This window comes from Methylobacterium aquaticum, from assembly GCF_001043915.1.
Lineage (GTDB): Bacteria > Pseudomonadota > Alphaproteobacteria > Rhizobiales > Beijerinckiaceae > Methylobacterium > Methylobacterium aquaticum.
Genome location: NZ_LABX01000204.1, coordinates 1 through 22,868, shown reverse-complemented (window position 1 = coordinate 22,868; position 22,868 = coordinate 1). Strand labels below are relative to the sequence as shown.

General features: G+C 70.5%; 20 protein-coding genes, 2 pseudogenes and 1 other annotated feature. Of the genes and pseudogenes, 11 read left to right on the top strand and 11 right to left on the bottom strand.

Annotated features, from left to right (window positions below; all coding sequences use genetic code 11):
• The first annotated feature begins 144 nt into the window (after positions 1 to 144).
• Complete coding sequence (locus VP06_RS24605) at positions 145 to 1,680, top strand: FAD-dependent oxidoreductase (protein ID WP_048466441.1); 1,536 nt, start codon at positions 145 to 147, stop codon at positions 1,678 to 1,680.
• Positions 1,681 to 1,763: 83 nt separating this feature from the next.
• Here VP06_RS24605 and VP06_RS39055 read toward each other — a convergent pair.
• A pseudogene (locus VP06_RS39055) lies at positions 1,764 to 1,959 on the bottom strand (IS110 family transposase); the annotation flags it as partial.
• 49 nt (positions 1,960 to 2,008) lie between these two features.
• On the opposite strand from VP06_RS39055, the pseudogene VP06_RS35240 reads away from it, so the two are divergent.
• The 6 genes and pseudogenes from VP06_RS35240 (at position 2,009) to VP06_RS24570 (ending at position 6,797) form a co-directional block, all read left to right on the top strand.
• Positions 2,009 to 3,139: pseudogene (locus tag VP06_RS35240) on the top strand (IS3 family transposase).
• Positions 2,290 to 2,406: a sequence feature (AL1L pseudoknot), on the top strand. Its footprint overlaps the pseudogene before it by 117 nt.
• 348 nt (positions 3,140 to 3,487) lie before the next feature.
• Entirely contained in the window at positions 3,488 to 3,652 is a 165-nt protein-coding gene (locus VP06_RS35235) for a winged helix-turn-helix domain-containing protein (RefSeq protein ID WP_245291299.1), read from the top strand.
• 119 nt (positions 3,653 to 3,771) lie between these two features.
• A complete protein-coding gene (locus tag VP06_RS24585) occupies positions 3,772 to 4,008 on the top strand; it encodes a hypothetical protein (RefSeq protein WP_048466433.1) in 237 nt (78 codons plus the stop codon).
• A gap of 203 nt (positions 4,009 to 4,211) precedes the next feature.
• The gene (locus tag VP06_RS24580) at positions 4,212 to 4,409 is read left to right on the top strand and encodes a hypothetical protein (protein ID WP_048466432.1); all 198 of its coding nucleotides are present in this window, start codon (positions 4,212 to 4,214) and stop codon (positions 4,407 to 4,409) included.
• 193 nt (positions 4,410 to 4,602) lie between these two features.
• Positions 4,603 to 5,748: a plasmid replication protein RepC gene (gene repC / locus VP06_RS24575; protein ID WP_082167601.1), complete on the top strand. Its 1,146-nt coding sequence runs from the start codon at positions 4,603 to 4,605 to the stop codon at positions 5,746 to 5,748.
• A 74-nt stretch (positions 5,749 to 5,822) separates the two neighbouring features.
• Positions 5,823 to 6,797, top strand: coding sequence for a hydroxyacid dehydrogenase (locus VP06_RS24570; protein ID WP_048466430.1), 975 nt, complete (start codon positions 5,823 to 5,825; stop codon positions 6,795 to 6,797).
• Positions 6,798 to 6,825: 28 nt separating this feature from the next.
• Here VP06_RS24570 and VP06_RS24565 read toward each other — a convergent pair whose 3' ends face one another.
• The 3 genes from VP06_RS24565 to VP06_RS24555 all read right to left on the bottom strand — a co-directional run bounded on the left by VP06_RS24565 (position 6,826) and on the right by VP06_RS24555 (position 11,031).
• Entirely contained in the window at positions 6,826 to 8,067 is a 1,242-nt protein-coding gene (locus VP06_RS24565; RefSeq protein ID WP_048466429.1) for an NAD(P)/FAD-dependent oxidoreductase, read from the bottom strand.
• A gap of 80 nt (positions 8,068 to 8,147) precedes the next feature.
• Positions 8,148 to 9,848, bottom strand: a complete 1,701-nt coding sequence (locus VP06_RS24560) for an IlvD/Edd family dehydratase (protein WP_048466440.1) — start codon at positions 9,846 to 9,848, stop codon at positions 8,148 to 8,150.
• Positions 9,849 to 10,107: 259 nt separating this feature from the next.
• Entirely contained in the window at positions 10,108 to 11,031 is a 924-nt protein-coding gene (locus tag VP06_RS24555; protein ID WP_048466428.1) for a LysR substrate-binding domain-containing protein, read from the bottom strand.
• A 169-nt stretch (positions 11,032 to 11,200) separates the two neighbouring features.
• On the opposite strand from VP06_RS24555, the gene VP06_RS24550 reads away from it, so the two are divergent.
• Positions 11,201 to 12,235, top strand: coding sequence for an ABC transporter substrate-binding protein (locus VP06_RS24550; RefSeq protein ID WP_048466439.1), 1,035 nt, complete (start codon positions 11,201 to 11,203; stop codon positions 12,233 to 12,235).
• 462 nt (positions 12,236 to 12,697) lie between these two features.
• Complete coding sequence (locus VP06_RS24545; RefSeq protein ID WP_048466427.1) at positions 12,698 to 14,110, top strand: adenylate/guanylate cyclase domain-containing protein; 1,413 nt, start codon at positions 12,698 to 12,700, stop codon at positions 14,108 to 14,110.
• On the opposite strand, the gene VP06_RS24540 is transcribed toward VP06_RS24545, so the two are convergent.
• The 7 genes from VP06_RS24540 to VP06_RS24510 all read right to left on the bottom strand — a co-directional run bounded on the left by VP06_RS24540 (position 14,103) and on the right by VP06_RS24510 (position 18,572).
• Entirely contained in the window at positions 14,103 to 14,732 is a 630-nt protein-coding gene (locus tag VP06_RS24540; RefSeq protein WP_245291298.1) for an LbetaH domain-containing protein, read from the bottom strand. The two genes, VP06_RS24545 and VP06_RS24540, sit on opposite strands and share 8 nt — an antisense overlap.
• Before the next feature lie 15 nt (positions 14,733 to 14,747).
• Positions 14,748 to 15,089 (bottom strand): hypothetical protein, encoded by a 342-nt coding sequence (locus VP06_RS24535; protein WP_048466426.1) that lies wholly within the window; start codon positions 15,087 to 15,089, stop codon positions 14,748 to 14,750.
• Between the two features lie 149 nt (positions 15,090 to 15,238).
• Positions 15,239 to 16,654 carry an MDR family MFS transporter gene (locus VP06_RS24530; RefSeq protein WP_048466425.1) on the bottom strand — a complete coding sequence of 472 codons (1,416 nt, stop codon included), beginning with the start codon at positions 16,652 to 16,654 and terminating at the stop codon, positions 15,239 to 15,241.
• A 168-nt stretch (positions 16,655 to 16,822) separates the two neighbouring features.
• Positions 16,823 to 17,137, bottom strand: a complete 315-nt coding sequence (locus tag VP06_RS24525) for a BrnA antitoxin family protein (protein WP_048466424.1) — start codon at positions 17,135 to 17,137, stop codon at positions 16,823 to 16,825.
• On the bottom strand, positions 17,130 to 17,402 hold the full coding sequence (locus VP06_RS24520; RefSeq protein ID WP_048466423.1) for a BrnT family toxin: 273 nt from the start codon (positions 17,400 to 17,402) through the stop codon (positions 17,130 to 17,132). Before VP06_RS24520 ends, VP06_RS24525 begins: the two co-directional genes overlap by 8 nt.
• A gap of 84 nt (positions 17,403 to 17,486) precedes the next feature.
• Positions 17,487 to 18,191, bottom strand: a complete 705-nt coding sequence (locus VP06_RS24515; RefSeq protein WP_048466422.1) for a carbonic anhydrase — start codon at positions 18,189 to 18,191, stop codon at positions 17,487 to 17,489.
• Positions 18,192 to 18,317: 126 nt separating this feature from the next.
• Positions 18,318 to 18,572: a hypothetical protein gene (locus VP06_RS24510; RefSeq protein WP_053082022.1), complete on the bottom strand. Its 255-nt coding sequence runs from the start codon at positions 18,570 to 18,572 to the stop codon at positions 18,318 to 18,320.
• A 408-nt stretch (positions 18,573 to 18,980) separates the two neighbouring features.
• On the opposite strand from VP06_RS24510, the gene VP06_RS24505 reads away from it, so the two are divergent.
• Together VP06_RS24505 and VP06_RS24500 are read left to right on the top strand one after the other, a co-directional pair.
• A complete protein-coding gene (locus VP06_RS24505; RefSeq protein WP_048466421.1) occupies positions 18,981 to 21,698 on the top strand; it encodes an ATP-binding cassette domain-containing protein in 2,718 nt (905 codons plus the stop codon).
• Positions 21,699 to 21,854: 156 nt separating this feature from the next.
• Entirely contained in the window at positions 21,855 to 22,763 is a 909-nt protein-coding gene (locus VP06_RS24500; protein ID WP_048466420.1) for an MBL fold metallo-hydrolase, read from the top strand.
• Positions 22,764 to 22,868 lie beyond the last annotated feature (105 nt).

The window sequence follows — 22,868 nt, the reverse complement described above, 5'->3', positions numbered from 1 at the left end:
CCCATGACCCGCCCCCCGACCGGCCCGGCGCCGACTGGCGCGGCCCGAGGCGCCGATTGCGGGAGATCGACGGATCGGGTGAGGCACCGTTCCGGCACCTGCGCGTTGCCTGCCGACGATGCAGCATCGATGAAGGGGCGGGCGATGGCCGATACGGACAAGAAGGACAAACCGGATCTCGCGCGGGGGATCGCGTCGGGCGACCTGCCCGAGGGGGCGATGATCGAGGGCACCCTCGGCGGGGACACGGTGCTGCTCCTGCGCCGCGACGGCGCGGTCCGGGCGATCGGCGCCCGCTGCACCCATCTCGGCGCGCCGCTCGCCAAGGGGATCGTGGCGGAAGGCGAGCTGCGCTGCCCCTGGCACCATGCCCGCTTCAGCCTGGAGACCGGCGAGGCGGTCGGCGCCCCGGCCTTCGACCCGCTGCCCTGCTACCGAGCCGAGGAGCACGACGGCCACATCACCGTCACCGGACGGCGCGAGGCCGCGGCCACGCCCGCTGCCCGCTCTCCCGGCAAGGTCGTGATCGTCGGCGGCGGGGCCGGAGGGCATGCCTGCGCCGAGTGGCTGACCCGGGCCGGCCACGGCGCCGCCGTCACCCTGGTGAGCGACGATCCCGATCCCCCCTACGACCGCACCTTCTGCTCGAAGCAGTACCTCTCCGGCAAGGCGACGCGCGCGGCGACGCGGCTCGCCCCCGAGAGCGTCCATCGGGGCGAGGGCCCGCGCCTCCTGTGCGACCGGGCGGTCTCCGTCGATCTCGGCGCCGAGGAGGTCGTGACCGCGGGCGGCGAGCGGCTGCCCTACGATGCCCTGGTGATCGCCACGGGCGCCGCGCCGCTTCGGCCGGACGTGCCGGGCTTCGATCGCCCGAACGTCCACACCCTGCGCAGCCTCGCCGACGCAGATGCGCTGATCGCGGCAGCCGAGACGGCCCGCACGGTGGCGGTGGTCGGGGCGAGCTTCATCGGCCTCGAAGTCGCCGCCGCGATGATCGCCCGCGACAAGAGCGTCACCGTGGTGGCGCCCGAACCGGTGCCGCTCGCAAACGTCCTCGGCGCGGCGGTCGGCCGCTTCGTCCAGGGCCTGCACGCAGACAAGGGCGTGACCTTCCGCCTCGGCCGCAGGGTCACGGGCTTCGACGGGACGGCGCTCACTCTCGACGACGACAGCCGGATCGAGGCCGACCTCGTGGTGCTCGGCACCGGCGTCGCGCCCCGCACCGACCTTGCGGAGAGTGCCGGCCTCGCCCTCGCGGACAGGGACGAGGGCGGCGGCATCGCGGTCGACGGCCTGCTCCGCACCTCGGCGTCCGGGATCTACGCCGTCGGCGACGTCGCGGCCTATCCGGATCCGCGCAGCGGCCGGCGCCTGCGGGTCGAGCACTGGGTCCATGCCCAGCGCCAGGGCCAGCACGTCGCCCGCGTCCTCCTGGGGGAAGCGGCGGCGTTCGCCGAGACGCCGTTCTTCTGGAGCGGCCATTACGGTACCAGCCTGCGCTACGTGGGTCATGCGGGATCGGCCGAGGACGCCGAGGTCGCGGGCGACGTGGCCAAGGGCGATTTCGCGGTGACCTACCGCGAGGACGGGCGCGAGGCGGCCCTCGCCACCTGCAAGCGCGACACGCAGTCCCTCGAGGTCGAGGCCGCCTGGGACCGGGAGGGCCGCGCGGGCATCTAGACAGAAACTCATGAGCTTGGCGGCGGTGGCGTTCAGGCCGCCTCCGCGAGCGGTTGAAGCGAGGTCTGGTATCCGAGCTTGGCTCACTGGGAGACCATTTTCTTGGCTTTGACCTCATTGGACCGACGGTCGAAGTGGTTTGGGCCAAGATCCTTCTGTTCAGCGCCATCCCTCAGCATGTGGTAGATAGGCGGTCAGCATCGAGGCAGCGACAGCGCAGATCGCCTTCTTGGGACCACGCTTGGCGCGCAGCCGATGGAATTGCGCCTTGTAGTAGCTGAACCGCCCCGGTTTTCCCGGAGGCTCCAACTTCTGAGAGGATGGAGCCATGACGAAGCGAACAACCCCGTTTTCCCCTGAGGTGCACGAGCGTGCGGTGCGGATGGTGCGCGCCCACGAGGGCGAGCACATCTCGCAGTGGTCGGCGATCCAGTCGATTGCCGCCAAGATCGGCTGCTCGGGCGAGACGCTGAGGAACTGGGTACGCCAGTCCGAGCGGGATCAAGGCGTGCATCCCGGCCAGACGACGGACGAGCGCGAGCGGATCAAGGCGCTGGAGCGAGAAGTTCGCGAGCTGCGCCAGGACAACGAGATCCTGCGCAAGGCGAGCGCGTATTTCGCCATGGCGGAGCTCGACCGCCGGTCGCGGCCATGATCAGGTTCATCGACGAGCATCGGGAGGTCTACGGGGTCGAGCCGATCTGCAGGGTACTGCCGATCGCCCCGTCGACCTACTACGTGCATGGCGCTCGACGTGCCGACCCCGAGAAGCAGCCGGTTCGCGCCCGCAGCGACGCCGCGTGGACGATCGAGACAAGGCGCGTGTTCGAGGCCAACTTCTGCGTCTACGGCGTGCGCAAGATCTGGCGGCAACTGGCCCGGTAGGGGATCGTGGCCGCGCGATGCACGGTGGCGCGGCTGATGCGCCAGATGGGCTTGGCGGGGGTGGTGCGTGGCAGGACCGTGCGCACCACGATCCCCGACCCGGCGGCGACCTGCCCCCTCGACCGGGGTCAAGCGCCACTTCAAGGCTCCACGGCCGAACGCCTTGTGGGTCAGTGACTTCACCTATGTGGCGTTCGTCATCGCTGTGTTCGCCCGGCGCATCGTCGGCTGGCGGGCCTCACGCAGCGCTCACGCGAGCTCGTTCTGGATGCCCTGGAGCAGGCCCTGCACGAGCGTCGTCCCGTCCAGGGCAGCGGGCTGGTGCATCACTCGAACCGCGGCTCGCAATACTTGGCTCTGCGGTACACAGAGCGCCTGGTCGGTGCGGGCATCGAGCCATCGGTCGGCAGCGTCGGCGACTCTTACGACAATGCCCTGGCGGAGACGATCAATGGTCTGTTCAAGGCGGAGGTCATCCAACCGACGCCTCCTCGCGCCCATCGGCAACGTCCCTCCCGCCGAGGCTAAAGCGCGATATCATACCCACGTCGGCGACCAAGCCCTCGCCGCCTGACCCAAGACAAACAGCCTCAAAAAACCCGGAGCGGTTCATGATCCGATGAGGTAGAAAAGGCAAGCTCGCCGCGTCTGTGCCTTATCATACCGGAGGCCGGTCCTATAAGGGATAAGTGACGCCCCTTCTGCGTCAGACGACGTGGTCGGCCATGGCCAACTTCCGGGGGCCGATCCGATCGATTTCTGCCATTCGCCGCGTTTCCACGTCCGCTCTCGCGGGGCGTCCGTGATCCATCGTCAGCTAGAAAGGCGGCGTAGAGCTCGTCGAGGCGAGAGGCTACGTAATCACCGAACGACGGATCTCGATCGATGGCGAGCGTTCCGCTCGTCCCTTTGCGGGAGATCTGTGCCGTCGCTCGACCACCCTGGCGCCGCCGGTCAGGTGGTGACCCGGGCGCTCCTGTTCGAGGAGGGGTGGAATCACCGCGTCACCCCGAGATCGAACCTCATCGACGTGCATCTCGGCCGGCTGCGCCGCAAGCTGGAAGCGGGTGGGGCGAGCCGCCGGTGATCCACGGCGTGCGCCGCATCGGCTTCACGCTCATCCTTGATGTCTGACCTTGCCCGATCACTGACCTGGTCGGCTCCACCACCTTCCGCTCGGCGCTCGGCCTCGCCCGGTGGTCGGCCATGCTCGCGCTTGCCATGTTCGGCGTCGTCTCTCGGCTGACGGCCGCGTTCCTGCGGGAGGAGCCGGCCGAGACGCTGCGGCTCGAAATCCGGGCCGCCGCCGAGGCCCCGGCCGGCGCGGTGGGGCGGGTCGGGGTGCCGGCACGGCCACATCCGGCCCCCCTCTTGACCGGCATGAATCCCATCGCCCCCAAGACCACCGCACCGATTCGAGGCTATTGTGGACGATTGTCCTGAATCCTGCATGGAACTCTTCACGAATCAGGCGGTGCAGCCGCTCCGGGACGCCAGATCACACCGGCGGGGGACTCGGGGCGGGCCCGCGCCCGATTCGTCTGTGAATCGAATTTAACATCCACCGCCGAATCTCGACTCCGCATTGCCGCTGGCGCCCGAGTCGTGACACGACTCGTAACGTTACGAGTCGTGGAGCCGAAGCGATGGCCGATACCCCGTCTCAGCGCGTCAAGAAGCTCCGCGAGGCCCGCAAAGCCTCCGGGGAGACGGAGACGAATGTCTGGGTACCGGCACAGGTGCAGCAGGCGATCGACGCGGCGGTGCGTGAGGGCAAGTTCCCGAACCGGCGCCTCGCGATCATCCACGCGCTCGAGCAGGTTTTCGTGGGACAGACGATGTAGACGCAGCAAAGCAAAAAAGCGCCGAGGTGGGGACCTCGGCGCTTTTTGGGATCTCATAACGGGGGCTGGGGAAGCCGCCGCTTGAAGACCGGATTGGCATCCTCCTTCTAGCGGTTCCCGACCTTCTCGTCAATGACGCCCTCTCGGGCGAACGATCCCGCTTTGCCTCCGTCCAAGGAGGTGTGGAGTGGAGATGGTTCAGACCGGGGGCCGGCCGCTGACGCGCGCCGCCCTCGCTGGGAAGAGACGCGCCCTCGAGGACGGGCGCACGGTCACGCGCAAGGACTTGTCGGCATCGGCCCGCGAGGCGGCGAAGGCGCTCGGCCTGCGCCCGTCGCTGCGGCTGGTCCTGTCCGAACTCGTCGCCACCTGGGGCGAGCAGGACTGGTCGCGGCTGATCGTGTGGCCGTCGAACGAGTACCTGGTGTCGCGCACCGGGCTGTCGGAACGCGCCGTGCGCTATGCGTTGCGCGACCTCGTCAGCCTGGAGATCATCGCGCCGAAGGATTCCGCCAACGGCAAGCGCTACGCTATCCGGTCTCGCGACGGGACGATCCTCGACGCCTTCGGGTTCGACCTGACGCCGCTCTACGCGCGGCGGGGCGACTGGGCGGAGGCGATCCAGGCACGGGCCGAGGCGCGGGAGCGCCGCCGGCGGGCCTTCGACCTCGTGACGATGCACCGGCGCGCCGTGGTGGAAGCCCTTCAGGCTTTCGCGGCCCGCTATCCCGAGGCGTCCGTGGCCGACCTCGCGGATGCACAAGCCAGCCTCGACGCGACCACGCCCGACCGGCGCGGCAACGGCGATCCGGAACTGGTCCTCGAAGCCTGGGGAGAGCTGCGCCGCATGGTCGAGGATCGCTTCTACGCAGCCGGCTGTGACGGCAACACGTGCCCTCACGTAGAAACAGAGAAAGGATCTCCTACCGAGGCTTGGAGCAAGGACTCGGCGGGGGGTGTCGACGCACCTCGCCGGACCGAGCAATCGATGACGGGTCTGGCGCCGGCGCTGATCGTCGAGGCATGCCCGGTGGTGCGCGACCTGGTGAGGGGAGAAATCCGCGAGATGCACGAGATCCTCGACGCCGGCCAGCGGCTCAGGGCGACGATCGGGGCGCATCCGAGCGCCTGGGCCGAAGCTTGTGCGACGGTCGGTCCCTACGAGGCCGCGATCCTGGTCCTGGTCGTGGCGCAAGCACATGACGACGACGTCGGATCGGGCCAGAACCGGATCCGCAATCCGGGCGGCTACTTCCGGCGCCTCGTGCGCCTCGCCGGGGAAGGCCGCTACCAGATCGGGACCGAGCTGCTCGCCATGCGCCGGCGGCGGATGACGTGACGGGCGATGTCCGAAGAATCGGGCTTTGCAGGATGCGCCCAGAGGCTGAGTCCGTCGTGACGAAAGGGGTTTGCATGAAGGTGCTGCTGACGCATACGCCGCAGAGCCGCGACCAATATTACGGCTCGCGGGCCCTGGGGGAGCTTCGCGCCCTCGCCGACGTGGTGCTCCACGACCGGGACGATCCGCTCGATTCCGACGCTCTCGTGGCGGCCGCGGGCGATGTCGACGTCATCGTCTCCGACCGGCTCACCCCGGGCCCGGCCGCCATCTTCGAGCGCCTGCCGCGGCTCCAGGCGTTCCTGCGCTGCGCGGTCGATCTCCGCACGATCGACGTCGAGGCGGCAAGCCGGGCCGGGGTGCTGGTCACGCGGGCCGCCCCGGGCTTCGTCGAATCGGTCACCGAACTGGCGCTCGGCTTCATGGTCGACCTGTCGCGCGGCATCTCGCGGGCGACGCTGGACTATCGGGCCGGCCGGATGCCGGAGGTTCGGATGGGGCGGCAGCTCTCGGGCAGCCGCCTCGGCATCATCGGCTACGGGGCGATCGGCCGGGCTCTCGCGGCCGTGGCCGCCCCTCTCGGCATGGAGGTGCTGGTCTGTGATCCCCACGTCACCGTCCCGGCAAGCCAAGGGCGGCAGGTCGGGTTCGAGGTCCTGATGGCGGAATCGGACATCGTCGTGTGCCTGGCGGTCGCGACTGCGGAGACCGAGAACCTGATCGACGCGGTCGCCCTCGGGCGGATGCGGCGCGACGCGGTGTTCATCAACCTGTCCCGCGGCAATCTCGTCGACGAGGCCGCCCTGGCGGCGGCACTGGCCGAGGGACGGATCGCCGGGGCCGCCCTTGATGTCGGCCGGGCGCCCGACCAGATGCCCTCGCCCGGCCTCGCCCGGCTGCCGAACGTCGTCGCCACCCCGCATATCGGCGGCCTCACGCCCCCGGCGGTCGAGGCGCAGGCGTTCGACACGGTGGCGCAGGTCCGGGCCATCCTGGCCGGGGAGGTGCCCAAGGGAGCCGTCAATGCGGGGGACTGGTCGCGGCGCTGAACCTGCGACGGGATGCTCGCGGCGCGTCTCAGGCTGCGGCGAGCCGGGCGGGGGCAAATGGCGCATCCGGCACGAATCGCGCCTCGCCCGACATCGCCTCGGCGAGAAGCCGCCCGCTCGCCGGCCCGAGGGTGAAGCCCTGGTGGCCGTGCCCGAACTGGAACCACAGGCCCGGATGGCGCGGCGCCGGCCCGACGACCGGCAGCATGTCGGGCATGCAGGGGCGCGTGCCGGACCAGGGCACGGTCTCGCGCGGCGCGCCGAGATCGACGAGATCTTGCGCCGCCGCCTCGGCACGGGCGAGCTGGACCGGATCGATCGCCGCCTCGGGACCAGCCAGCTCGGCGCCGGTGGTGAGGCGCAAACCCGCCGCCATCGGCGCCATCACGTAGCCGTTCTGCGCGTCGAGCAACGGCACCTCCAGGGTCCGGGCGCTGCGCCAGTGCCGGTGATAGCCGCGCTTTTCCACCATCGCGATCCGGTAGCCGAACCGCCGCAGGAGGACGGGCGACCAGGGCCCCAGCGCCACCACCGCGGCCTCCGCCTCGATCATCCCGTCCGCCGTCCGCATGCTCCAGCCCCGCGCGGTCTGGCCGAGGCTCTCCGCCTCGCCGCGCAGCAGCGTTCCGCCCTGCCGGGCGAACAGGGCGGCATAGGCGGAGACGAGCGCGCCGGGATCCCGGACGGACCACGGATCCTCCCAATGGATCGCCCCCGCCCCCGCCTGCTTCAGCGCCGGCTCGGCCGCCGCGAGATCCGCCGGTGACATCGCCCGCACGCGCAAGCCGTGGCGCGCGCCGAGCCGCTCGGCGTCCGCCACGGCGGCCTCCATCGCCCGCTGCCCGCGATGGAGGATGCGGAAGCCGCCCTGGCGGACGAGGTCGGCGGCGCCCGCCGCCTCGATCAGCGCCGCGTGTTCGGGGGCGGCCTGCGCGATCAAGGTCGCGTAGGCGCGGGACGCCGCGGCGTGGCGGCGGGGGGAGGAGTGCCACCAGTAGCGCAGGAGCGGCCCGAGATGGCGGGGGAGGTGGCGCAGCGCGTAATGGACGTCGTTGCTGCGGCCGCTGGCGATCGCCCAGAGCGTCGCCCGGTCGCGGGGCATGGCGTAGGGCTCGACCGCCTCGCTCTGGATGATCCCGGCATTGCCGTAGCTCGTCTCACGCCCCGGCTCGCCCCGGTCGACGAGGGCGACCGACCAGCCGCGCCGCTGGAGGTGGAGGGCGGTACCGACGCCGGCCATGCCGGCGCCCAGAACGATCGCGCTGCGCAACACTCACCGCCTCAAGATTCGCAGAGACCGGGGCCCCGCCACGGTCACGATAGGCCGGACGCGCCCAGGGCCAAAGGTCTTCACCCCTCCCGGCGCATGAAATCGAAGTCGCAACCCTGGTCGGCCTGGGTGACGGTGTCGTGGAACAGGCGGGCATAGCCTCGGGCCGCCCAGTCGGGGCGCGCCGGCGCTTCGAGGGCGGCGGCCCGGGCCGACAGCTCGGCCTCGTCCACCAGGAGGTCGATGCGTCGGCCGGCCACGTCGAGCCGGATGCGGTCGCCGCTGCGCACCAGCGCCAGCGGGCCGCCGACCGCCGATTCGGGCGTGACGTGCAGCACGATGGTGCCGAAGGCGGTGCCGCTCATCCGCGCATCCGAGATTCGCACCATGTCCTTCACGCCGGCCCGGGCGAGCTTCTTCGGGATCGGCAGGTAGCCGGCCTCCGGCATGCCCGGCGCCCCCTTCGGCCCGGCATTGCGCAAGACCAGCACGTCCTCGGCCGAGACGTCGAGGTCGGGATCGTCGATCCGCGCCGCCATGTCGGGAATCGAGTCGAACACCAGAGCCCGGCCCTCGTGCTGGAGAAGCCGGGCTGTGGCCGCCGAGTGCTTGATGAGCGCGCCGCGCGGGGCGAGGTTGCCGGTGAGCACCGCCATGGCGCCGACCGGCTTGATCGGCTGCCGGGGCGAGCGGATCACGGTCTGGCCCGGCACGTCCTCGGCCGCCGCCACCACGTCGCGCAAGGTCGCGCCGGTGATGGTGGGAGCGTCGAGATCGATCAGGTCGCCGAGTTCGGCGAGCAGCTTCGGCACGCCGCCGGCATGGTGGAAATGCTCCATGTAGTGGTCGCCCGAGGGTTTGAGGTCGACCAGCACCGGCACCGCGCGGCCGATCGCGTCGAGGCTCGCGAGGTCGAGGTCGATCCCGGCGCGATTTGCCATGGCGGTGAGGTGGATCACCCCGTTGGTCGAGCCGCCGATCGCCTGCATGACGACCTGCGCGTTGCGGATCGCGGCCTTGGTCATGATCTGGCTCGGGCGCGGGCCGCCGGACTTGGCCATCGCGGCGGCGCAGGCGCCGCTCGCCTCGGCGAGGCGGACCCGCTCGGCATGGGGCGCCGGAATCGTGCCGGCCATGGGCAGAGCCAGGCCCATCGCCTCGATCATGCAGGCCATGGTCGAGGCGGTGCCCATCACCATGCAGGTGCCGACGGACGGGGCGAGGCGCCCGTTGACGGTCTCGATCTCCTGCTCGTCGATCTCGCCGGCCCGGTGCGCGCCCCAGAGGCGGCGGCAATCGGTGCAGGCACCGAGCACCTCGCCGCGGTGATGGCCGACCACCATCGGGCCGACCGGGATCACCACGGTCGGCAGGTCGACGGAGGCCGCCGCCATCACCTGCGCCGGCAGGGTCTTGTCGCAGCCGCCGATGACGATCACCGCATCCATCGGCTGGGCGCGGATCATCTCCTCGGTGTCCATCGCCATCAGGTTGCGCAGGTACATCGAGGTCGGATGGGCGAAGCTCTCGTGGATCGAGATCGTCGGGAACACCATCGGCATCGCACCGGCCAGCATCACCCCGCGCTTGGCCGCCTCGATCAGCTGCGCGGCGTTGCCGTGGCAGGGATTGTAGTCGGAGGCGGTGTTGGTGATGCCGACGATCGGCCGGTCGAGGGCGTCGTCGGAATAGCCCGCCGCCTTGATGAACGCCTTGCGCAGGAACAGCGAGAAGCCCGCATCCCCGTAGCTGGTCAGTCCCTTGCGCAGCCCGTTGCCCATCGCGTGCTCCTCCCGCAGACCCATTTTTTGGGTTCTCGGGGGTGGGGTGAGCGTTGTCAATCGAACCTCCACACCCGGCCGTGATCGGCATCGACCGCCACGAACACCAGACATCCAGCGGTCATCCCGTGCGAGCAAAAAGAACAAGACCAGATTTCGTTGAGAACGACTTTTTCGGAGAGCGGCCAGCCGGCTGACCTTCGGCGCCTCGACCGGATTGCAAGGCTCCGACGCGTCACCGTCTCGTCTGCGAACGGCCCTACCGCTCCGATCTGGACAAGCCTGCATACGGCGCGGTCGCCATCGATTGCTGCACCGCCTCGACCAGATCGAGGGCGACGGGGGACGGGCTGCGCTGGGCCGGGAACACCGCGGCGAACTCGAACTCGATGCGCGGCACGAAGGGCCGGACCACCACCCCGCGGCCCTCGAATTCCCGCGCGGTGAACGGATCGGAGATCGACACCCCGATCCCCGACGAGACCAGCCCGCAGAGGATCTCCGACAGCGCGGTCTCGATGCGCAGGATGCGCCGCACGCCATCGCGGTGGAAGACCTGGTCGACGAGGTGACGCCCGGTCGAGCCGGCGCTGAGCGACACGAAGGTCTCGCCCTCGAAGTCGCGCGGCCCGATTTCGGCCTTCTCGGCCAGCCGATGGCCCTCCGGCAGCACCGCGACCCGGGCCACCGCCGGCAGGCGGCGGCTCGGCACGCCGTCATGGGCGATCGGCACCTCGGCGAAGCCGACATCGCACTGGTTGTTCGTCACCCAGTCGACCACGATCGGCGAGATCACCCCGAACAGCGACAGGTTCAGGTTGGGCCGCTCCTTGAGGAAATGCCCGGCGAGCCGCGGCAGGTAGCCGTTGGCGAGCGCCGGCAGCGCCGCGACCCGCAGGAACCCGGTGCGGCGGGAGCGGATCTCCTCGGCCGCCGCCCCGATCCGCTCCAGCCCGACGAAGGAGCGCTCGACCTCCGTGTAGAGCGCGGTCGCGGCGGCATTCGGCACCAGGCCGGTGCCGCGCTTCTCGAACAGCGGCATGTTGAGCAGCGCCTGGAGGTCGCGCAGGAGCCGGCTCACCGCCGGCTGCGTCACCCCCATCAGGGCGGCGGCCTCGGTGACGCTGCCGGTCAGCATCGTGGCGCGGAAAGCCTCGACCTGCCGCAGGTTGATCCGTGCCACCGAGCGCCCCCTCTCCAACCCCGATGCGAACCATAACATTTCGACATGAAGGACGCGCCATTTCGCATTGGACGAGTCCCGGCCGGCCCGGCACCTTTTGCCTACCACCGCGCCATGGCGAATTCTTGTGCAACGCCTTATCGCGCCCGCGAGAGGAGACAGGTCCTTGGTGAAGCAGCTCGGCCTTCTGACCGCCCTCGGCCTCACGGCCCTGGCCACCTCCCTCGCCCCCGCGATGGCGCAGCAGACGACGCTCTATGTCGCCGGCTATGGCGGCTCGTTCGAGAAGACGATCCGCACCGAGGTGATCCCCGCCTTCGAGACGGCGAACAACGTCAGGGTCGAGTACGTCGCCGGCAACTCCACCGACACGCTCGCCAAGCTCCAGGCGCAGAAGGGCAATCAGCAGATCGACGTCGCCATCGTCGATGACGGCCCGATGTACCAGGCGATCCAGCTCGGATTCTGCGACCGTGTCGGGGACCTGCCGGCCGACCTCTACGACCTCGCCCGCTTCAAGGACGACCGGGCGGTGGCGACCGGCCTCGTCGCCACCGGGCTGATGTACAACACCAAGGTCTTTGCCGAGCGGGGCTGGGCCCCGCCGACCTCCTGGAACGACCTCAAGGACCCCAAGTACCGCCAGACCCTCGTCATCCCGCCGATCAATAACACCTACGGGCTCAACGTCCTGGTGATGCTGGCGAAGATGAACGGCGGCAGCGAGAAGAATGTCGACTCCGCGTTCAAGATCTTCAAGTCGGAGATCAACCCGAACGTGCTCGCCTACGAGCCGTCGCCCGGCAAGATGACCGAACTCTTCCAGTCCGGCCAGGCGGTGATCGCGGTCTGGGGCACCGGCCGGGTGCAGGGGCTGGCCAATACCGGCTTCCCGGTCGATTTCGTCTATCCGAAGGAGGGCGCGGTGGCGCTTCTCACCGCCGCCTGCCCGGTGGCGAAACCCAAAGCCTCGCCGCTGGCCAACGCCTTCATCAAGGCGCTGCTCGACCCCAAGGTCCAGCTGACGATGCTGAAGGAATACGGCTACGGCCCGGTGCTGAAGTCGGTCGCGGTGCCGCCCGAGATGGTCAAGATGGCCCCGGTCGGCGCCCGCGCCGCCGCCCTCTACACCCCGGACTGGGCGGTGGTGAACGAGAAGCGCGAGGAGTGGACGAAACGGTGGAACCGGGAGGTGGAGCGGTGAGGGAGAGGCAATCATTCTCTCGATGCTTCAAAATGACAAGTATGTCCGAATAGCTCGCGGGATCCCCTCTCCCGTGTGGGAGAGGGGTAGGGGTGAGGGTGACACGCCGCAGGATTACTACCAACGGTCGTTGACAACGACCTTTGGTGCCGTTCTCGCATTTTTGCCAAGCCCAAGGTCCCGGACATCCGCGCTTGGCATCGACACTTCGAGATTGGATCAGCGGCCGCGTCGATCTCGGGCCTGCCCGAGATCGAATTGATGCGTCAGCATCTTCGGCCGTTGGCATAAGCATGGATTGCGGTGCGACCAGCATCACAGTTCGAGATTGATCCGGTATCGTCCCATTCTCCCCCTTTCTTCCTCGTCCACATTGGAGAGTGGGCCGTTTTCTACTGCGAAACGCTCTGACATTTGCAGAGGCTGATTGCACTCTGCGCGGCTGTCGCCTAAGCTCCCACCATGGACGAGAGCGATGCCCTCCTCGCCGCCCTCCACCGGACGGCCGAGCCCGAAGCCGCCCGGGCGGTGGAGCGGCTGCTCCGGCATGGGTCCGACGCGGACCTGGCGCGGATCAATGCCGTGCACCTCGCCGCGCAAGCCGGGCTCGACGAGGAGCCGGTGATCGCCGCGCTGCTGCACGGCGCGCGGCTGGGTCTCCTCGAATTGTCCTGGAACGTGCTGTGCCCGAGCTGCGGCGGCGTGATCGAGGCGCCGGCGAGCCTGCGCGGCGTGCGGTCCTCCGGGTATCACTGCGCCTTCTGCGCCCTCGACAGCGAGCCGGTCCTCGACGACACGGTCGAGGTCACGTTCACGGTGAGCCCCCGGGTCCGCCGCATCGCCGCGCACGACCCCGACGGGCTCGGCTTGTGGGATTACCAGCGCCAGGTCTTCTTCGGCTCCGGCGTCGCCTTCCCGGAGCCCGAGACTTTCGCCACCCTGGCACAACGGGCGATCGTCGACTCGGTCGAGCTGAAAGCCGGCGAGCGGATGATCCTGGGGTTGCAGCTCGGACCGGAGCCGCTGATCGTGCTCGATCCCGTGACGCATGCCGCCCACAGCCTCATGGTCGAGGGCGAGCCGACCCCGGAGCGCCAGGACCTCGCCCTGGTCTTCGACACCGCGCGGGCGAGCGCCGGACGCGGCACGTTCCGCCCCGGCCCATTGCGCCTCTCCCTCGACAACCGCAGCACCAGGCGGGTTCTGCCCACGATTTTCCGAGTCGGGCCGGATATCGAGGCGCTGCTGGGCGGACGGCGGCCCTTCCTCACCGCCAAGCGGCTCCTCAGCAACCAGACCTTCCGCGATCTCTACCGCACCGACACGCTCGACATCGACCAGCGGCTCAAGATCCTGAGCCTGACCTTCCTGTTCACCGACCTGAAGGGCTCGACCGCGCTTTACGCCCGGGTCGGCGATCTCGTCGCCTATGACCTGGTGCGGGCGCATTTCCAGATCCTGCACGAGATCGTCGCCGCCGAGGGCGGGGCGGTGGTCAAGACGATCGGCGATGCCGTGATGGCGACCTTCATAGGCCCGCACCGGGCGGTGGCGGCGGCCCTCCGGATGCGGGCGGCGATGCAGGATCTCAACCGCGAGCGCGGGGCCGACGATCTCGTGCTCAAGATCGGGCTGCACGAGGGGCCATGCCTGGCGGTGAGCCTCAACGACCGCCAGGATTATTTCGGGCAGACCGTGAACGTCGCCGCGCGGGTGCAGCAGCTTGCCGCCTCCGGCGGCATCTTCGCCACCGACACGGTCCTGCGCCACCCGCAAGCCGCCCGCCACCTCGCCGAGACCGGGGTCTCGGCCCGGGCCGAGTTGCGCCGCTTGCGGGGCATCGGCGAGCCGGTGGCGGTGCACGAATTCATCTGAGGTCGGGCGGGACGCCGTGATCGACCAGCCCGAGGCGCGGCACCACCGTGCCGGGGGCCAGGATCGCGCCCGGCGCCACCACCGCATTGGCCCCGAGCCGCGCCCCGTCTCCGACGAGGGCACCGAACTTGGGGCATCCCGTGTCGATCGTCGCGCCGTCGTGCCGGAACACCACCGTGGCGCCTGGCCATTCGTTGCGGTGATTGGCGATGACGGCGCCGGCCTCGAGGTTCACGCCCCGGCCGATCACGCTCTCGCCGACGAAATTGAAATGCGCGAGCGCCGTGCCGGCGAACAGGAACGAGGCTTTCAGCTCCGCCCCCGGTCCGATCGTGCAGGCCCCCTCCAGCCAGGCGCCCCCGCGCACGGTCGCGCCATGGCCGATGACGCAAAGCGGTCCGACGATGACCGGGCCCTTGAGCACCGCGCCGGGCTCGACCCGGGCGCTGCGGTGCAAAGCCACCTCGTCGGCGACGGCAAAGTCTTCACCCAGGCGGACGAGGAGGCGGCGGACGATGTCGCCCGCCGCCGCGGTGAGCGCCCAGGGCGGCTCGGCGGCAAGATCCGCCAGACTTGACTCGGCGAGAGCCGGGATGTGGCGGGCGAGCAGGCTCACGGTCACCCCCGGCCCTCGGGCTCAGTCGCAGACGCGCACGCGGCGGATATAGATGTCGCCGAACTCGTCGATCATCCGGCGGCGGACGGTGTAGCAGTCCGGGCCGTAGGCCGGGGCGTAGCCGTAGGCGGGCCCGCCATAGACCGGCGTATAGCCGTAGGCCGGCGCGGGGGCATAGCCATAGCCATAGCCGTAGGCCGGGCGCGCGCCGGCGGCGATGGCGCTGCCGAGGGCGAGGCCGCCGACCGCGCCGAGGGCGAAGGCCGGCCCGGCCCGCCAGCGGGCCTCGGCCGGAGCGGCGCCGGCCAGGGTCACGCTCGCCAAGGTCGCCGCGGCCACGCAGATCGATGCGATGCGCTTCATGGCAGATCCCCATGCATTGAGAGAGTGAATCAAGACGTCGCGGGCACCGGAGCCGATGTTGCGGCTCATCCGGGCTCGATGTCGTGACGTATCGCACGGTCACGCTGAATGCCGGCTGAAGCCTGGGCTTATGATTCCTTCAGGAGGGCTCAGGTCGCATCGGCGGCGGGCTTCGCCTGCACGATGCGGTGACCCGACACCTCGGCGCCGGCCTCCGGGGCGAGGCGGCGGAACGACAGGGTCGAGAGGCCGGAAACGAAGGCCACCGCCAGGAAGGCGGGCCAGAAATCCTCCGCCCGAATCTCGGTGCGGCCATGCCACTCGGCGGCGGACTGGAGCGCGAAGGCCCCGAAGGCAACCCCGATGCTCAGGGAGAGCTGCTGGGCCACGCTGGCGAGGCTCGTCGCCGCGCTCATGTCGCGCGGGTCCACGTCGGCATACGCGATGGCGTTGACGGCGGTGAATTGCAGCGAGCGGAAGCAGCCGCCGACCAGGAGCACCGCAACGATGAGGGCGTGCGGCGTGGCCGCCGTGAACAGGCCGTTGACCGCCAGGAGGGCCGCCGCGACCACCGCGTTGAGGGTCAGCACCGCCCGGAAGCCGAAGGCGCGCAGGATGCGGGCGGCGATGGTCTTCATGAACAGCGCGCCGGCCGCGGCCGCGAAGGTGATGAGGCCCGAATGCAGTGCATCGAGCCCGAAGCCGAGCTGGAGCATCAGGGGCAGCAGGAAGGGAATCGCGCCGGTGCCGATGCGAAACAGGCTGCCCCCGAGCACCGCCGCCCGGAAGGTCGGATAGCGCAGGAGATCGAGGCGGATCACCGGATGCTCGACCCGGCGGCCATGGGCGAGATAGAGCCCGCACAGCACGAGGCCGGCGCCGGTGCAGGCCCAGGACACCGCTTCCGGCAGCAGGTGGCGCCCGCTCGACGCCAGCCCCAGCATCAGGCTCGCGAGCCCGGTCCCCGACAGGACGAAGCCGACGAGGTCGAGGGGCGGACGCGCCTCCTCCTTGATGTCCTGGAAGTACCGGGTGGCGAGCAGGATGCCGGCGAGCCCGATCGGCAGGTTGATGAAGAAGATCCAGCGCCAATGCAACGCCGTGGTGATGAAGCCGCCGAGCGGAGGGCCGATCACCGGGCCGACCAGGGCCGGGATGGTGAGGGTGGCGAGCGCCTGGACCAGCTCGCCCTTCGGCACGCTGCGCAGGAGCACGAGGCGCCCGACCGGCACCATCATCGCCCCGCCCATGCCTTGCAGGAAGCGGGCGGCGACGAACCAGCCGAGGGAGTGCGAGGCCGCGCAGGCGAGCGAGCCCGCCATGAACACCGCCAGCGCCCAGCGGAAGACCGTGCGGGCGCCATAGCGGTCGGCGGCCCAGCCGCTGATCGGGATGAAGATCGCCAGGCTGACCAGGTAGGAGGTCAGGGCCAGCTTCAGGGCGATCGGGTCCTCGCCCATATCGGCGGCGATCGCCGGCAGCGACGTCGCGAGCACGGTCGAGTCCGTGTTCTCCATGAACAGGGCCGTGGCGACGACGAGGGGGACGATCCGGGCGGTACGCATGGCGCCTTATCCGGCGTCATCACCATCGCCGGAAGCGCGAATCGGCCGGGGCTGTGCCGTCACCCATGCCGTGGATGCGGGGCCGCCCGACGATTGTCGCCCGATCGTGACCGACGGCGCTCGGACTTTCTCCCGATGTATCCTTGCTTCGATCCAGCAACGGGCGCTTCACGCCGCGGGGAGCGTCTCGGCGGCCTGCCGCAAGACCTCGTTGATGCGGGTCTGCCAGCCGGGACCGGTGGCCTTGAAGCGCTCGATCACGTCCTGATCGAGCCGCAGGCTCACCAGCTGCTTCGTCGGAGCCTTCTGCGGCCCGCGCGACCGGCGGAACGCCCCCGCCAGTTCGGGAAAGACCTCGACGAAGGGCCGCGCCTGCGCGAACTGCTCCGGCGTGATTTCCGGGTTGTCCGGATCGGCTGCGATCCCGGCCTGGATGCGTGCCTCCTCCTCGTCGGTGATGGGAGGAAGGTTGAGTTTAGGCATCTTCGAAAATCCTCCGTTCCTTGCGGTTGGCCGGCCTCAGGCTGATCAGGGCGAGGGCTTCCGTTCCCAGAGGAGAGAACACCACCGCAACGAGCCGGCCATCCAACTCGTTCAGCGCAAGGAAGCGCGGCCGACCGTTCGGATCGGTGTAGGACGGCAGGATCACCGCGTCTTCGAAGACGAACCGATCGCGGGCGTCGGCGAAGTCGAGGCCATGCTTCGCGAGGTTCGTCTCCCGCTTCGGCTCATCCCAGATGATCCGCATCACCCGTTCTGAGTGCCTGCCCCGCATGCGGATCGTATCTACAATCCGCTCTCATGGCGAGGGGTCGATTTCCGGCGTCGAGGTTCACTCCGCCCCCACCCCCACCGCCCCCGACGGGTCGGCGGTCGCGAACCGAGGCACCGAAACCTCGGCCACCGGCAGCGGCGCATCGTCGGAGAGTGCCACGAAGCGGCTCCCGTCATAGGCGTGGAGCGTGCCGGTCTCGATCTCGAAGAACCAGCCGTGCAAGGAGAGCCGCCCCCTGGCCAAGGCCGATGCCACGCTCGGATGGGTGCGCAGATGCGTGAGCTGCACCACCACGTTCTCGAGGGCGAGGACCCGCAGGCGGTCCGCCGGGTCGATGTCGTCCGGATAGGCTTCGCAGACGATGCGGTCGGCGGCGTGGCTGTGGCGCAGCCAGGCGGCGACGTTCGGCATGTCCTTCAGGGCACCCGGCTGCATCAGCCCCTTCATGGCACCGCAATCCGAGTGGCCGCAGACCACGATGTCGCGGACACCGAGCGCCACCACCGCATACTCGATCGCCGAGGAGACGCCGCCATTCATCTGCGAGAAGGGCGGCACGATGTTGCCGGCGTTGCGGCAGACGAACAGCTCGCCGGGCCCGGCCTGGGTGATGTGCTCGGGCGAGACCCGGGAATCGGCGCAGGCGATGATGAGCGCCTTGGGCTGCTGCCCGTCGCGCACGAGGCGCTGGTACATCCGCTGCTGCCCGGGAAAGACGCTGCCGCGGAAGGTGGAGATGCCCTGAATGATGCTGGTGTCCACGGATGGTCCTTGGTGAGGGGTGAATGAAGGGTGGGACGGCGCCCGCCCTCCTGGGGTGTCATGAGTTCAGACGGGAGGGTGCGGGCTCGCCTCTCGCCGCGGGCGGGGCGAGGCGGACCCCGCCCCTTACCGGCCGATGGCCCAGCGGCCGCCCCGCTCGACGCCGTGGCCGCGCTCGGCGATCATCGGCTGGCCCTGGATCTGGCCGGTGCCGGTCCGCTGCGACACCTGCGAGCGGGGATCGTGGTTGGGGCTGGCGACGTCGCTGCTCATGAAGCCGCCGCCGGCGGCCTGGCGGCTGCCCTCGCCACCTTCGGCCTGCGCAGCGACCGGAAGGGTGAGGGCGGCCAGAACGGTCGCGATCACGATCGTCTTCATCATATGATCCTTTTGCGGCCGATCGTCGTGGCGGACGCTCCATTCGTCATCCGCCAATGAACGAGAGAATGGCGAAAGAATAATTTTCGCGATGTGCGACCACGCACCCCCACTGAATCCGAATAATAATCCCTCATGCGATGAGACCGAGTGCCATTGCGCACATCTGTGCTGGCCGATGGCATTTCGGGGGCGGACGAACGACGAAGGACCGCTGTCCGCGCATCCGGCTTGACCGCTCCGGCCCGTGCGGCCCATACCTCGCGCAACATCGAGGAGGCCCATGGTCACCATCGCGAGACGGCCCACGGGCCTGCCCCCGCGCACCGGACCGGCGCGGCCCAAGGGCGTACCTCTCTCTGGCACCCCTCTCTCTGGCGCCCCCTCCCGCCGGTTCCGTCGTCCGCTGTGATGGACCGCGATCCGATCGTCTTCGCCTGGCGCAGCGCCAAGCGCCGGCATGCCGCCGCCGTCGCGGTCGCCCTCGGGCTCGGCGGCCCGCTGGTCGGGCTCGGGCTGCTCGCTCTGCGCGACCTCGTCGACGAATTGCTGGCGATCGCCGAACCGGGGCGGGGTCCGCTCCATTTCCTCCACCTCGTCGTGCCGCTGCCGGAGCGGTTCGGCGGCCACGGCCTGGTGCTGCTGCCGGGCTGGCCGCTGGCGGAGAGCGCCCTGACCCTGTGGGCGCTCGGCTGCCTGATCGGCGTCGCCTTGAGCCTCGCGCTCCTCGGCTGGGGGGTGACGCGGCTCTGCGTGACGGCGCAGGCCGAGGCGGTGCGCCGCCTGCGGGAACTGGCCGAGGACGCGATCCTGCGCTCCGGGCCGGCCTCCCGCGACGACGCACGGGCGCTTGCCGGCCAGGTCGGGACGGCGATCCGCGCCGCCGACGGGCTGCTCGCCGTCGGCATCCTGGTGCCGGCCCTGGCGGTGGGCGCCGTGCTGGTGACGCTCGCGGTCGCCGCCGCGGTGGCGCCGCGCCTCGTCGCGGTGGCGGGGATCAGCCTCGTGGCGGCGGCGCTCGCGCGCCAGCTCCTCATCGCCCGCACCGAGCGCCGGGACGACCAGCGCCGGCTGGAGGGCGCGGCTCTGGAGCGCGGCCTCACCGACCTGGTGCGACGCCTGCCGGCGGTGCGGGCCCACGGCACCACCGCCTTCGAGCATGCCCGCCTCGGCCTCGTCGCCGAGCGGGCCCGCCGGGCCCTGACCGAGACCGAGGAGGAGCTGTCCCGCGCCCGCGCCCCGGCGCTGGCGCTCACCGTGCTGGTGCCGACGATCGTGCTTGCCGCCGCGCTCTGGCAGGGGCCGGCCCCCGCCGCCCCGGTGAGCGCCGGTGGCCTCTCGGCGGTGCTCGGGGCGCTGGCCGTGGCGTCGAGCGCGGTCGCCGCCTTCCTGCGCCAGAACCGGCGCCGCCGCGCCGCCCTGCCGGCCTTCCGGGAGATCGCCCGCGCCACCGCCTCGCTCGAGGCCCGCGCCCGGGCGCCGCGCCGGCTGCGCAGCCAGTCGGCCGGGCTGCCCGATGGCGGTCCGATCGTGCTGGCGGATGTCGCCGCCTACGATCCGTCCTCGGGCGAGCGGCTGATGGGCCTTGACCTGACCGTGCCGATGCCGGGCCACGTGGCGATCCTGGGCGACCGGGGCAGCGGCAGCCGCGTGCTGGCGGCCCTGATCGCCGGCCAGCTCGAACCCACCGCCGGAGCGGTGACCTATGCGGGCATCGACCTTCGCTCGGTCGACCCGGCAGAGCGCGCCCGGCGCATCGCCTATGCGGGGGCCGAGCCGGTACTGATGACCGGCACGCTGCTCCAGAACCTTCTCTACGGCGATCCCGCCTTCGCGGACGGATCGAGCCCGGATGCCGGGGCCCCCCACGCCGCCGCGCTGGAGGAGCGGCTGGTCGAAGCCCTGTCGGTCACCGGGCTCGACCGGCTGGTCTATGGCCGCGGGCTCGCCAGCGTGCTGCCGCGCCGGCTCGACGCCGCCACCGCCGCCGCGATCGTCGAGACCCGGAGCGCCCTGCGCGCGGCCCTGGCGGCGGACAACGTCGCCCATCTGATCGAGCCGTTTGACCCCGCCCGCTACAACCGGCAGGCGACGGTGGGCGAGAACATCCTGTTCGGGGCACCGGTCGGCTCGGCCTTCTCGGAGGCGCGTCTCGCCGGCCACCCCTTCACCCGGGCGGTGCTGGAGGCGGAAGGGCTGACCCGGCCGATGATCGAGATGGGCCTGTCCATCGCCCGGGCCACCGTCGAGATCTTCGCCGACCTGCCCGACGACCATCCGCTCTTCGACGCCTTCTCGCTCTTCCCGGTCCGGGAGCGCGGATTCTTCGAGGATCTGGTGGCGCGCCAGCCCGAGGCGTCCGGCTGGCGCCGCGGCCCCGCCGGCCAGCGCGACCGCGCCCGGCTGATCGGCCTGTGCCTGCGCTACAGCGAGACCCGCCACCGCTTCGGCCTGATCGACGCGGCGATGGAGGCGCGCCTCGTCGCGGCGCGGCGCACCTTCGCGGCCCTGCTGCCGGCCTCGCTCCAGGGCTCGGTGGAATTCTACGACCCGGGCAAGGTCACCGCCGCGGCGAGCCTGGAGGAGAATCTGCTGTTCGGGCGGATCGCCGGGGCCGAGGCAGGGGCCGGCGCGCGGGTGCGCAGCCTGATGCAGGCGGTGCTGCGCGAGCGCGGCCTGGAGCGCACGGTCTACCGCTTCGGCCTCGCCAGCCAGGTCGATCCGCGGGCGGCCGAGAGCGGGCTGTCCGGCCGCGACGGCTTCACGCCGGCCGAGCGCCTGGCGATCGACCTCGCCCGCTGCCTGGTGCGCCAGCCCGACATCCTCGTGGTCGGCCTCGCCCTCGACGACCGCAGCGCCTCCGAGATCTTGGCGGGAATCGCGCGGCTGCGGGCGGCCAGGGCCGGGCGCGGCCTGGTGGTCTGCCTGCCGGACGAGTGCCGGCCTGATCCGGCGGCCCCGTTCGACCTCGTCCTGCGGGCCGAGCGCAACACGATGGTGCGGGCCGACGGCGAGGCGCCGCCCGCATCGGCCCCGACAATGCCCCTTCCCGCCGCGGCCGCGCTCGGGCAGGATGCTTCCCTATCCACAGGCCCGGTGCGCGAGCACACCGGCTTAACGGCAGATTAGGCCGCGCGGGGGAACCTTCGTCTTGCGCTCATCGTTCGTGAGGCACATCTCTCGTGCACGCCCCACCCTAGTGTCTTGCCGGACCGTCCGGCCGGAGCATCCGCCATGTGCGTCATCGCACATCCAACCCTTACAACCCCCATCACGGTTGCCGGCATGACAACGAGGGGTCCTCTCATGGAAGCCGGCCTGACGCTCCGGTTCTGGGGCGTCAGGGGGTCGACCTGCACGTCCGGTCCGGAATTCGTGGAATTCGGCGGGCATACCCCCTGCGTGGAGGTCCGCTGCGGCGAGCGGCTGTTCGTGATCGATGCCGGCACCGGCATCAATGCGTTCGGGGCGCATCACCGCGAGCGGCTGCCCCAGCGGATCGACGTGCTGCTGAGCCATCTCCACCTCGACCATGTCGGCGGCCTGCCGTTCATGAAGCCGGCGGTGCTCGACCCCTCGCGCGAGGTCCACACCTGGTGCGGCAACCTCGACGGGGCCAGTGCTGCCGAGCCGCTCGACCGGCTGTTCTCGCCGCCCCTCTTCCCGCTCACCCTCGACGCGTTTCCCGCGCGCTTCATCCATCACGGGTTCCGGGCTGGCGAGAGCCTGACCTTCCCCGACGGCGCCGTCGTCGACACCGTTCCGCTGCAACATCCGCAGGGCGCCACCGGCTACCGATTCCACCATGGCGGCCGCTCCGCCTGCTACATCAGCGATCTCGAGCATTCCGAGCCCTGGCCCGATCCGGCCCTGCTGGACTTCGTCCGCGGCGCGGACCTGGTGATCTACGACGGCATGTTCACGCAGGGCGAATATCCCGCCTGCCGCGGCTGGGGCCACTCGACCTGGCAGAAGGGCGTCGAGCTGTGCCGGGCCGGCCAGGTCGGGCGGCTCGCCATCGTGCATCTCTATCCCCAGCACACCGACGCGCTGCTGCGGGAACTGGAGGCTCAGATGCAGGCCGACATGCCCGGCGCCTTCGTGGCCCGCGAGCGCCAGGAGATCACCTTCGCGGCCGTCGCGGCAGCGGCGAGCCCGCGGCGCCGCGCCGCGCGGATCGCGGCGGTCGCCTGAGCGGACCTGCGTGAGAGCCGTGTCCGGCGACGCCGATACCGGTTCGCCGCAGACAATGCGGCAAAATCAAAGACCGAGAGACGCTTCGCGATTGCAACGCGATCG

Bases quoted from the DNA above. Each gene is read 5' to 3' on its own strand.
- VP06_RS24605 (WP_048466441.1), top strand. From the start codon at position 145: ATGGCCGATACGGACAAGAAGGACAAACCGGATCTCGCGCGGGGGATC.
- VP06_RS24585 (WP_048466433.1), top strand. From the start codon at position 3,772: ATGCTCGCGCTTGCCATGTTCGGCGTCGTCTCTCGGCTGACGGCCGCG.
- VP06_RS24580 (WP_048466432.1), top strand. From the start codon at position 4,212: ATGGCCGATACCCCGTCTCAGCGCGTCAAGAAGCTCCGCGAGGCCCGC.
- repC (WP_082167601.1), top strand. From the start codon at position 4,603: ATGGTTCAGACCGGGGGCCGGCCGCTGACGCGCGCCGCCCTCGCTGGG.
- VP06_RS24570 (WP_048466430.1), top strand. From the start codon at position 5,823: ATGAAGGTGCTGCTGACGCATACGCCGCAGAGCCGCGACCAATATTAC.
- VP06_RS24560 (WP_048466440.1), bottom strand. From the start codon at position 9,848: ATGGGCAACGGGCTGCGCAAGGGACTGACCAGCTACGGGGATGCGGGC.
- VP06_RS24545 (WP_048466427.1), top strand. From the start codon at position 12,698: ATGGACGAGAGCGATGCCCTCCTCGCCGCCCTCCACCGGACGGCCGAG.
- VP06_RS24535 (WP_048466426.1), bottom strand. From the start codon at position 15,089: ATGAAGCGCATCGCATCGATCTGCGTGGCCGCGGCGACCTTGGCGAGC.
- VP06_RS24530 (WP_048466425.1), bottom strand. From the start codon at position 16,654: ATGCGTACCGCCCGGATCGTCCCCCTCGTCGTCGCCACGGCCCTGTTC.
- VP06_RS24525 (WP_048466424.1), bottom strand. From the start codon at position 17,137: ATGCCTAAACTCAACCTTCCTCCCATCACCGACGAGGAGGAGGCACGC.
- VP06_RS24520 (WP_048466423.1), bottom strand. From the start codon at position 17,402: ATGCGGATCATCTGGGATGAGCCGAAGCGGGAGACGAACCTCGCGAAG.
- VP06_RS24510 (WP_053082022.1), bottom strand. From the start codon at position 18,572: ATGATGAAGACGATCGTGATCGCGACCGTTCTGGCCGCCCTCACCCTT.
- VP06_RS24505 (WP_048466421.1), top strand. From the start codon at position 18,981: ATGGACCGCGATCCGATCGTCTTCGCCTGGCGCAGCGCCAAGCGCCGG.
- VP06_RS24500 (WP_048466420.1), top strand. From the start codon at position 21,855: ATGACAACGAGGGGTCCTCTCATGGAAGCCGGCCTGACGCTCCGGTTC.